The sequence below is a fragment of the uncultured Streptococcus sp. genome (assembly GCF_902463925.1).
In the GTDB taxonomy this organism is placed as follows: Bacteria; Bacillota; Bacilli; order Lactobacillales; family Streptococcaceae; genus Streptococcus.
Genome location: NZ_CABQHE010000009.1, coordinates 1 through 12349 on the forward strand (window position 1 = coordinate 1; position 12349 = coordinate 12349).

General features: G+C 39.5%; 4 protein-coding genes, 1 pseudogene and 1 other annotated feature. All 5 genes and pseudogenes read right to left on the reverse strand.

All coding sequences use genetic code 11. The features are described from left to right. On the reverse strand, positions 1-9122 hold a 9122-nt coding region (locus RDY04_RS07195; protein WP_308000858.1), incomplete at its 3' end, for a YSIRK-type signal peptide-containing protein. Positions 9123-9349: 227 nt separating this feature from the next. Beyond that, positions 9350-9575: pseudogene (locus RDY04_RS07200) on the reverse strand (IS30 family transposase); the annotation flags it as partial. Positions 9576-9910: 335 nt separating this feature from the next. After that, a complete protein-coding gene (rplL, locus tag RDY04_RS07205) occupies positions 9911-10279 on the reverse strand; it encodes a 50S ribosomal protein L7/L12 (protein ID WP_002886110.1) in 369 nt (122 codons plus the stop codon). Positions 10280-10353: 74 nt separating this feature from the next. Beyond that, positions 10354-10857: a 50S ribosomal protein L10 gene (gene rplJ, locus RDY04_RS07210; protein WP_004183007.1), complete on the reverse strand. Its 504-nt coding sequence runs from the start codon at positions 10855-10857 to the stop codon at positions 10354-10356. A gap of 31 nt (positions 10858-10888) precedes the next feature. Beyond that, positions 10889-11025, reverse strand: a sequence feature (ribosomal protein L10 leader region). Between the two features lie 108 nt (positions 11026-11133). Beyond that, complete coding sequence (locus tag RDY04_RS07215; RefSeq protein WP_303951246.1) at positions 11134-12342, reverse strand: ABC transporter permease; 1209 nt, start codon at positions 12340-12342, stop codon at positions 11134-11136. Between the last annotated feature and the right edge of the window lie 7 nt (positions 12343-12349).

The window sequence follows — 12349 nt, forward strand, 5'->3', positions numbered from 1 at the left end:
GCTAGGCTAGCATTGTCTTCTGTACCTGTATTTGGCAACTCTTTTTGACCTTCAACATATTTTGGTGTTGCTGGTTGACTTGGTTCAACCGATCTTGGAGCTGGTGTTGAAACTTTCTCATAAACATGTTCTATATCGCCGTTTGGAAGTTTCTTAGTCTCTACGAAGCGGTAACCTGGAATATCTTTCTTCGGTTGTTCACCATCTTCTGTTGGATAGTTTGGAATTTCATTTCCGTCTTTATCCTTATAACTTGTCTTAACTTTCTCATATACGTGCTCGATGTCGCCATTTGGAAGTTTCTTAGTCTCTACGAAGCGGTATCCTGGGATATCTTTCTTAGGTTGTTCACCATCTTCTGTTGGATAGTTTGGAATTTCATTTCCGTCTTTATCCTTATAACTTGTCTTAACTTTCTCATAAACGTGTTCTATATCGCCGTTTGGAAGTTTCTTAGTCTCTACGAAGCGGTGTCCTGGGATATCTTTCTTAGGTTGTTCGCCATCTTCTGTTGGATAGTTTGGAATTTCGTTGCCGTCTTTATCTTTGAAGTATGTCTTAACTTTTTCGTAGACATGTTTTGTATTTCCATCGTTATCCGTTACAGTTTCTACGAAGCGGTATCCTGGGATATCTTTCTTAGGAGTTGTTCCGTCTTCACTTGGATAACCTGGAATTTCTTTGCCTTCTTTATCTCTAAAGATAGTTTCTGGACGAACTGTTGGTGTATAAGATGCAAAAATAGTTTTACCGTTTTTATCTTTTCTAACAACTGTTACACCAGATGCTGTTCCTACGAATTCTGGTTCTGGAGTGAAGGTTACTTTTCCATTTGGATCAATAGTGTATGTTCCTTGACCTGGTACCACTTTTGTAGTTGAACCATCTTCGAATGTTGGCGGTACATCTTTGTCGATGTCTCCTTCGAATACTGGAGTATTTGATTGTGGTTTACCTTTTGGTCCTTCAGATACCACATCTTTAGTTGATGTTGCTCCTAGAACTGTTGGTGTGTATTTCGCTGTTACCGGTGTGCCATTTTTATCAACACGTTTAACAGTTACACCTTTCGTTACACCTACGAAGTCTTTTTCTGGAGTGAAGATTACTTTTCCATCTTTATCAACAGTGTAAGTTCCTTCGCCCGGTACAGCTTTTGTAGTTGAACCGTCTTCGAATGTCGCTGGTACATCGTTATCGATTTCTACTGTTTTCTTCTTACCATTAACAGTTTCTGATCCACCTTTGAAGACTGGTGTTCCTTCTTGAGCTGTGTTCTTAGGACCAACTGATGTGACATCTTCTCCAGATGGTGATACTGGAATTACTGTTGGTGTGTATTTCGCTGTTACCGGTGTTCCGTTTTTGTCAACACGTTGAACTGTTACACCTGTTGCTACACCTGTGAAGTTTGGTTCTGGTACGAATGTTACAGTTCCATCTGGTGCTACTGTGTAAGTACCTTCGTTTGGTACTACTTTGGTAGTTGAACCATCTTCGAATGTTGCTGGTTTATCGTTGTCGATTTCTACTGTTTCTTCTTTACCATTTACAGTTGTCTTACCACCTGTGAAGGTTGGTTTTCCTGTTTGAGTTTCACCTTGAAGATCTTTAGATTTAGCTTCTTTACCTGTTGGTGTTACTCCTACAACTGTTGGTGTATATGTTGACTCAGCTGGAGTACCGTTTTTGTCAACACGTTGGATAGATACACCCGTTCCGCGTCCTGTGAAGTTTGGTTCTGGGGTGAATGTTACTTCTCCAGTTTTCGGATCAATTGTATATGTTCCTTCGTTTGGTACTTTAATTGTAGTTTCATCCGTTGGTTGTCCAGTTGATGGATCAACGAATTTAGCTGGTTTTGTAGTATCAATTTCGACTGTTTTTTCTTCTCCATTGACGGTTGTTTTACCAGGTGTAAAGTTTGGAGTTGCTTTTTGAACAGCTCCTTGGATACCTACAGTCGTTTTTTCTTCTCCAGTTGGCGTTACTGGAACTACAGTTGGTGTATAAGTCGCTGTTGCTGGTGTTCCATTCTTATCAACACGTTGAACTTTAATTCCAGAAGTTTTACCTGTGAAGTTTGGTTCTGGGGTGAATGTTACTTCTCCAGTTTTCGGATCAATTGTATATGTTCCTTCGTTTGGTACTTTAATTGTAGTTTCATCCGTTGGTTGTCCAGTTGATGGATCAACGAATTTAGCTGGTTTTGTAGTATCAATTTCGACTGTTTTTTCTTCTCCATTGACGGTTGTTTTACCAGGTGTAAAGTTTGGAGTTGCTTTTTGAACAGCTCCTTGGATACCTACAGTCGTTTTTTCTTCTCCAGTTGGCGTTACTGGAACTACAGTTGGTGTATAAGTCGCTGTTGCTGGTGTTCCATTCTTATCAACACGTTGAACTTTAATTCCAGAAGTTTTACCTGTGAAGTTTGGTTCTGGGGTGAATGTTACTTCTCCAGTTTTCGGATCAATTGTGTATGTTCCTTCGTTTGGTACTTTCACAGTTGTTTCATCTGTTGGTTGTCCTGTTGCTGGATCTACCAATTTAGCTGGTTTTGTAGTATCAATTTCGACTGTTTCTTCTTTACCATTAACAGTTGTTTTACCACCTGTGAATGTTGGAGTTGCTTTTTGCGTTGCTCCTTGAACATCTTCAGTAACTTTATCGTCACCTTTTGGTGTTACTGGTTTAACAAATGGTGTATATTTACCATTTACTGGAGTACCATTTTTATCTTCACGTTGAACTTCAATTCCTTTAGCTTCACCAGTGAAGTTTGGTTCTGGGGTAAAGGTTACTTTTCCATTTTCATCAATTTCGTAAGTTCCTTCACCTGGTACTGTTACAGATTTTTCTTCTGTTGGTTTACCTGTTGATGGATCTACTAGTTTTGGCGCTTTTTCAGTGTTGATAGGTACTTTTTTATCACCTTCTTTGAATGTAGGTGTACCTTCTTGTGATTTACCTTGGATTCCTTCTGAAGTTGCTGGAGTCGCTGTTGGTGTTACCGGTGTAATATATGGTGTATAAGTCGTTTCTACTGTAATACCATTTGTATCTGCTGCCTGAACACGAACTGGTTGAACTTCTCCATGGTAAGTTGCATTTGGAGTTAAGACTCCGACAGCCTTACCGTTAACTACTTCGAGAGTGTATTCCCCGATGACATTTCCTTCTGGATCTTTGGCAGGAACTTTCGTAGCTGGTTGTCCATTTTCATCTAATAATGTATACGTTGCTGGATCAATCGGTACAGTTTTTTGTTCTGCTACTTTTATATCTGGGTGATCGATATCAGGTACAGTCGTTTTATCTACCACACTATCGATGAATGTAACAGGTTGTTTTTGAACTTGACCTTGAACATCTTGTGATGTAGCTGGTTGTGCTTTTGGTTTAGCTCCGATAACGATTGGACGGTATTTACCAATAGCTGGTTGTCCAAGTTTATCAACACGTTGAACGATTACCCCTTTAGCTTCCCCAACAAATGTTTTCTCAGGAACGAATTTCACTGTTCCGTCTGGTTGAAGAGTATATTCCCCTTCTCCGTCAACTTTAATTGGAGTTCCTACTGCTACTGGTTGTTTTGTTGTTGGATCAAGTACTACTGGAGCAACATTTTCATCGATTTCAACTGTTTTTTCTTCTCCACCGATTTCGACTGTTCCACCTTTGAACTTAGGTTTACCATGTTGTTCTTGACCTTGGATATCTGCAGAGATGACATCCCATCCTGTAGGTGTTACTGGGTGAACGACTGCAGTGTATTCTCCACGAGCTGGTGTTCCGTTTTTATCTTTACGGATAACTGTTAAAGTCGTACCTTTACCTGAGAATGTTTTCTCTGGTACGAATGTTACTGTGCCATCTGGAGCTACTGTATACGTACCTTCTCCTTTAATTGTCTTAGTTGTATTACCATCTTCGAATGTTGCTGGTACTGTATCATCCATCGGTACAGTTTCTTCTTTACCGTTGACTGTTGTTTTACCACCTTCGAAGGCTGGTTTTCCACTTTGAGTTGCACCTTGAATATCTTCTGTGAATGCAACTTTACCAATTGGAGTTACTGGTTTAACAGTTGGTGTGTAAGTCGCTGTTGCAGGAGTTCCATTCGCATCTTTAACTTCTACTGTTGCTGGCACTGGAGTACCTACGAAGTCTTTATTCGGTGTGAATGTTACTTTTCCTGATGTTGGATCAATCGTGTATGTACCAACTTGTTTTCCTGTTGCATCTTTAGCTGGAATTGTTGGTTCATCTGTTGGTTTACCTGTTTCTGGATCTACTAATTTAGCAGGTTGAGTTGCATCAATTTTAATTGGAGCAACTGGGTGTCCTTGCGTAAATGTTGGAGTTCCTTCTTGAGGTGAACCTTGGATTCCTTCAGAAGTTGCCGGAGTTCCTGTTGGTTTTACCGGTGTAATGTTCGGTGTATAAGTAGTTGTTACAGGTGTTCCGTTTTTATCTTTCGCTTGAACAGTTACTGGTTCTACTTTACCTACATATGTTTTATCAGTTGGAGTAAATACCGCAACTGCTTTTCCATCTACATTTTTAACAGTGTAAGTACCTACTACTTTTCCTGTAGCGTCTTTAGCTGGTACTTCTGTAGCTGGGTTGCCATTTTCATCTAATAATGTGTATGTTGTTGGATCGATTGGTACTTTTTTCTCAACACCATCGATTGTTGTTTTCGAATCGTTAAATGTTACAGGGTGCTCTTGAGTTGCACCTTGTACATCTGTTGATGTTGCCGCTTCTGCAGTTGGAGTTGCTGGTTCTACTACTGGAGTGTATTTTCCTTTAGCAGATACTTCTACAGTATTCCCTTCTTTGTCAGTTGCATTCGCTGTTACTTTTACATCTACACCTTGAGCTGTTCCTGTGAATGTTGGAAGTGGCGTAAATGTTACGACTCCTGTTGTTGGATCGATTGTGTAAGTTCCTTCGTTTGGTACAACAACTTTTCCTTCATTGTCAGCACCTTCTAGTGAGTACTTAGCTGTAGTTAAATCAACATTTGTACCGTCTGGTGTGTTTTCTGGAGTATTTAGTTTAGAGAATCTTTCACTTCCTGGTTTAGAAGTTTGGACTGCTCCTTGAACATCTTTAGTAGTGTCATCATTACCTTTAACACCGTATACTGTTGGTGTGTAAGTAGTTGATGCTTCTACTGTTACAGGGGTACCATCTTCTCCTGGAATAGTTACATTTGCTGCTACCGAAATTGGTTTAGCAGTTCCGATATATCCTTGAGCTGGTGTGAAAGTTACTTTTCCTGTTGTAGGATCTACTGTGTAAGTTCCTTCATCTGTAGTTACAGAAGATTTTTTCTCTCCTGTTGCTGGATCTACTAGTTTGTAGTCAGATACTGTAGAACTTTCAGGAAGACCAGTTTTGAATCCTTTTTCCATAGTATCACTTTGTGGAGTATCTTGTGCGCCACCTGAGATTTCTGGTTTAGGTACAACGATGTAGTAAGTTGTTTCTGCTACTGCATCATCAGTTACTTCACCTGAATCTGTTCCTCCTACAGTTGGAGTAGTTACAACACCGTTTGAGTCAACTGCTCCTACTGTAACTTTATAGCTTCCATATTGTCCTAATGTGTAAGCTGCGATTTCTGGGTTTGCTAGGTTTGCTGCTGCAGCTGTTTTCAACGCTTCACGAGCTGTTTCTACCGCTTTTTCAGCTTCTAAAGCAGCTGTACGTGTTGACTCTACTTCAGTATTTTTTGTTGAAAGATTTGCTTGAGCTGTTGCTAATTGCGCCTCAATAGATGCTTTGAACTCTTTTACATTAGCAAGTTTTCTTTCTGCTAATTCTTGAGCTGTTGGCGAAATTGTACGTAATTTCAAGTCATCTAATGCTTTCTGCGCGTCTTCTACAGTTCTTGTTGAACGATCTAATAGTTCTTGAAGACGAGCTAGTTCGTTTTGTGCATCTTGTTGTTCTTTTACAGCTGTTGCTGCCGCTTGAGTTTTAGCTGCCGCTGTACGTTGAGCTGTGATGTACGCTGCTTCTTCTGCTTTTGCCGCATCGAATACTTTTTGGCTTCCGTCTGGAGCTGTTACTGTTACTTTTGTTTTAATTGTTTCTGATTGTGCATCATCTGATTTATCATCGATTGTATCTGCGAATGCTACATTTGCTTTAGTAGATTTAATTAAGTCTACTGATGTACCTTTTGCTTCTGAATAACTTGTTGAAGTTCCTGTTGGTTTAGCATTCTGAATAGATGCTACATCTGTTGAACTTGCTTCACGGTATGAAACATATCCTTTAAATCCAGATGCTGTTTCGACTTCCCAACCTGCATTTGATTCTTTAGCTGTTACCGCTGTACCGTCAGAAGATGTCCATTGGTTTGTTACTGAGTCGTAACTTACTGTAACTACCATTCCTTGTTCTGAAGATGTGTTATCTTTTTTAACTAGAGTTTCTGTACGTGTAACATTACCTACTGCTGTTACCTCACCATTTTTACGAATTTCAGCAATCTTATCTACTAATGTTGACGCTGAAGATGTTGCATTCCATGTACGTTCAAATTCATAAACAACAAACTTAACATCACCATTTGCTTGCGCATCTGTGTAAACACGACGTTCAATAAGAGTTGATGTACCATTACCGTTATCTTTTAACTCATAAGCTTTTTCATTAGGTAATGAATATTTACCTGTCGCACGGTTAAACATCGCTTTGTATGTGTTTCCTGCTGCATCATTTACCATAGCAAATTCACGTTGAATATTCGCTTTTACCTTGTCAGTTGTTGCTTTAGCCGCGATACTATCTACACCCACGTATTGCGTAGCATCAGACGTTACTGGTAATGTGAATGTCGAAGGTGCTGTTGTAGATGCTGCCCCTAATACCGTACCTTCTTGTACAGCCGTATTTGTAGTACCAGCTGCTACTGTCCAGTTTCCATCTTTAACTACAAGTTTTGTAACTGTTCCATCTGGCATTGTAATTTCTGCTTTGTTAGCTCCATTTGAAATTGTTACAGGCACATTTGTTGCATATGCTTCAACATTCTTAACAGTAATCTTAGGTGCTACAGCGATTGTAATATTTTCGTGTGCTTCTTGACCATACATGTTCCAATCCTGATTTTTCGCATTGGTTGTATTGTTATAGTCTTTCGCATAAGCAGCTGATGTGAAAATTCCAGCTTCACTTGCTGTTCCTGTAATCAATCCTGTCTTAGGATCATAATTTAATCCTGGTACGACATCATTTATTGAAGTTTGACTTCCTGTATATGTACCATTTAAAGCTGTATGCGCTGTGACTGTTTGTGGTCCGTTCTCGGTATTTACTTTAGATCCATCGACTGCAGTGAAAGTTGCTCCAGCCACATTTCCAGGAGCAGTTTTTGAACCGGCAACAACTTTTTCTCCATTACTTCTGTATACATAGCCAGCTCTTTCATCACGACTCATTCCATCGTTATCAACATATTTAATATCATGACTAACTTGGTCGCCTATTGTTACTAATTTTGATGACCCTTGAATAAGTGGTGCGGATGTATCTTGCCATCCTATCCATCCAGCCGTTAAATCTCTAAAAGTAACCTGCTGAGTAGCTCCACCTTTCTCTACAGTTACAATATAACGCATGTCATATACACCATTTTGAAGACTAGATGATACATATCCTTCTACAGTATCTGTAGCTTCATTATAGGCTAATCCTGGAACTAAGTTGCTTAATGCGACGTTTGTGATTGTATATCCTGCAGCTGTTGCTTCTGGTGATAAACTAAAACGTTTTTTTACATCTGTAAGATATACATAGTGATTTCCTTGTTCATAAGTATATCCGTAGATTTCTGTAGCTAGATACTCGTACGCTCCGCTAGATCCCCAAGTTGTTTTTCCATTAACTTTTCCTGTAGCACGAATTTTTCCATTCCATAGAGCAGCTTCTCGTCCAAGTTTTTGAGCTTCTGTTTTTGATAAAGGAATATCTGTACGTCCACTTGTCCCTGATTGTCCATTACCTACCGCAGGCACATCAGTATTCTCAGATTGATATCCATGAACATAAATTTTATAGTTGGCGTTACCATCTAGTACTTTGTAAGATTTACCTGTAGAACCAAGAAATTCTCCATTTTCTTTTCTTAAGTCTGTAGATGCTGCAGTATATCCTTCATTAGCTGAAAGAGCTACAGCGAATTTCCCATCTCGGCCGATACCGTTTCGTTTCAATTCATCATAGACTGCCTGAATTGACTCGTTCAAACGATTCAACTGAGCATCCACTTGTTCTTGTGCCAAGCTCTTATCAGCCAACAATTTGGTTGTTTCCGCAAGGACAACTTTGTTCTTAGCAATCGCTGCCTCGATAGCATCTTTGCTTTCAGCAGAAAGATCCTTTTTATTCATCTCTGAATAAGCTAATTGGTTGGTAACTTCTGCTTCAGATAAAATTTGGTTCAAGACCTTGGTGTCTACTGTAGGATTGTCTTGATTTTGATTAGTCGCTTCTTCTTTCTTTGCAGTTTCAGCAGCGTTTGATTCTACAAGAACTGTCACTAAAGCCTTAAGTGCTTCTGCTTGACTATCAACTTCTGATTGTCCATCTGTTGGATTCGCAAAAACCGATTTTGCGGTTGCTAAAGCTTCCTTAGCAGCAGAAAGAGCACTTGCATCTGCATTCTTAGCTACAGCGATACGGTTCTCTAAACTTGAAATTGCTTCATAGAGTGCTGTTTTATTGGCAGCAACCTTTTCAACAGCTTTTTCAGTATTTGCTTTAGGAGCTTCTGTTAGCGTTTTTTCTTCTGCTACTTTATTAACTTCCGCTTCTTTTTGAGCTGAAGTATCTTCCTTTTTAGGCTCCTCTGCCTTTACTTCTTTTTCAGTTACTGAAGTTTCTGCTTTCGTCGAAGTCCCATCAATTTCTGGATTAGAAGATACTACTGATGAATCTGCAGTATTCCCATTAACTGACGTTTCTGAAGCAGATACTGCTCCATTTCCAAGGAACATCAAACCAGCCGCAATAGCTACCGATGCCGCTCCAAAACTATATTTACGGATACCGTAACGGATGTATTTTTCTACTCTAAAATCTTGTTGTTGCTTGCCTTTCATTGGGTCAAACAACCTCCTTTTATTTATTTTCATGTTCTCAGAAATACCTCAAATAAAAAAACTTCCAAATATTATCAAAAATAGTACGGAAGATAATTCTCAGTTTTTATTCTTTCACATGCACTATTATTTTAACAAATTACTACATCCTAATCAAATAATATAATTTGAAACTGCAAATTTTTATTAATTTTTGAAATGACAAATTGCAAGAATCAGTGCAACATTTACTCGAACTCATCCATTAGAGCTTCACAAGCAGTTCTGTAAGCTAGACATTTTCGTGGTCGGTGATTGATATCATATAAGACCTTGTTCAAAGCCTCATCAGAGTTAGTGGCTTAATCTTTTTTGGGGGAGAATATTCTCTTAGTAAGCATTTGAGTCTTCATTGCCTCCTCTCTACCAGGATGAATAGGCGTCCGCAAAGAAAAAGGAAATTCCTAAATTTTTCTACCTAAGAATAGCAAGCAAACTCCAATATATTAAAAAAGGTGAGGATCAGATATAAATTATGATCTAGGCGACAGTCTATTCTTACATGCTTTAATTGTTTCAAGTAAAAAATAATAAATCGAAAAATCGTTCATATTTTAATCTCATAGTAGAGGATACGATAAACAAAATCAGTCTAAAATAGAAAAACAAAAAACTGCCAAAAATAAATTTGGCAGTTTTTAGGTAGGGAACCCCATTAATTCAAACAGTTTCTCATAATCGTTTATGGCAATAAAAAACCAGAGCTAATGCCCTGGTTCCTTTATTAAGCGACTTGAGTCGTTACCTTATTATTTAAGAGTAACTGAAGCTCCAGCTTCTTCAAGTTTAGCTTTGATTTCTTCAGCTTCAGCTGCAGCAACACCTTCTTTAAGAACTGATGGTGCACCGTCAACGATAGCTTTAGCTTCTTTAAGACCTTCGCCTGTGATTTCACGTACAACTTTGATAACGCCAACTTTTTTGTCGCCTGCAGATGTCAATTCAACGTCGAATGAATCTTTAGCAGCACCAGCGTCAGCAGCACCAGCTGCAGCAGCAGCTACAGGAGCAGCAGCAGTTACGCCAAACTCTTCTTCGATAGCTTTTACAAGGTCGTTCAATTCAAGGATTGAAGCTTCTTTAATTTCAGCAATAATGTTTTCAATGTTCAATGCCATTGTGATTTCCTCCAAATGTGTTTTTTAATATAATTTTTTAAACGTAGCTTAGGCTACGAGTTGTGAAGATGGGCTTACGCAGCACCGTCTTCTTTGCTTTCTGCAACCGCTTTGACAGCGTATGCAACGTTGCGCACTGGCGCTTGAAGTACAGAAAGGAGCATAGAAAGCATACCTTCTTTGTTTGGAAGTGATGCAAGAGCGTTGATTTCTTCGACTGAAGTGAACGCGCCGTCAACAACACCACCTTTGATTTCAAGAGCTTCTGCGTCTTTAGCAAATTCGCTAATAACTTTCGCTGGTGCGATAACATCTTCGTTTGAGAATGCTACTGCAGATGGACCAACGAAGAGTCCTTTAAGGTCTTCAAGACCTGCTTCTTCAGCTGCACGAGTCAAGATTGAGTTTTTGATAACTTTAAATTCAACGCCTGATTCACGAAGATTACGACGAAGAACTGTATCTTGGTCAACTGTAAGTCCACGAGAGTCAACAACAACGATAGATGCTGCAGCTTTCATTTTCTCAGCGACAATCGCAACCTGTTCAGCTTTCTTAGCAATAATAGCTTCACTCATTAGTAGTTTTACCTCCGTTTTTATTTTTGGGCTAGGCACAAAAAAATCGTACCTAAACCTAGACACGAAAGTACAATACGTTACCAAAAAATAGTTACGTTTTGTGCCTCGGTTGGATGTTTATGAGTTTAACTCCCCAACTGTCTTAGGTCAGTTTTTTCAAACCTTATTTATAATATCATGACCTAAATCAGACGTCAAGAAAAAAATGCATTTTTTTTATTTTTTTGAAGACCATAAAACCTCTCAAAATCCAAAGATTTCAAGAGGTGATGTCTAATCATATCTAAGTGCTTCGATAGGATCGAGTTTCGAAGCTTTATTAGCCGGTAGGAGGCCAAAGATAATTCCTACAGCTGCTGAAAAGGCTATACTTCCCATGGCTACGCTAAGAGAGACCGTAGCTTTAAGATTCATTGCACTCCCAATTGGTCCAACGACTAGGGCCGCAAAGCCTAGCCCAATCAAACCTCCCAGGATGGTCAAAACCATGGACTCAATCAGAAACTGGGTCAAGATTTTACGACGTGTGGCACCTAAAGCTTTACGAAGACCAATCTCTCGTGTCCGCTCAGTTACCGAAACCAGCATGATATTCATAACACCAATTCCACCAACTAATAATGAAATCCCAGCAATAGCACCGACAACAGTGGTAATGGTTCCAAAGATTGTGTTGACCTGATCTAAGGCTGAACTCATATCTGCCGCCTTGTACTCTCCATTATCAACTTGGGACAACTGGGTCAAGCGTTTAGCGGCATCCTTAGCGACACTGCTACTATTTTTCACATCGGTCACATGAAAAAAAATCTGACCAATAGCGTCAGTGTTATTTTCAGCCGCTAACTGGGTATTAGCCACAAGTGCTGTTCCAATTTCACCATAGGCACCGATTGCTGTGTCTTTATTCTTATAAACACCAATCACACGATAATCATTGTTCCCAATAGTAACCACTTGGTTAAGGGCATCCTCATTCGTCTTAAAGAGTTTTTTAGCCACCATCTGATCAATGACAATAACTCGTGAAAAGTTTTTATAATCATTGTCTTGCAAGAAACGTCCTGTCAACATCTCTAATTTTTTAGCTTTAAAGTAGCCCTGGCTGGCACCTGTGATATTAACATTCTTCACGGTCTTTTTTTGGAGGGAGATAGAGGACGTTAGGCTGTTAGTCACAAAATAACTATCAATACCAGGCGTCTGCCTAGCCACTTGTTCCAACCAAACTTCTTTAACCGGTTTGGTCGGATGTGACAGGTCCGCATAGGCAGGATCTAACTCCTCACCCTTGGCTTCATAGTAGACTTGAACAGTATCCTTATCACCTGTCACACTATCGGTAACACTCTGACGCATCCCATTTCCTAGACCCATGATAAGTACTACCGCAGCAACACCAATGATAATCCCCAACATGGTCAGGAAGGACCTCATCTTGTGAGAACGAATAGAACTAAGAGCAAATTTCCAATTTTCCATTCTTACC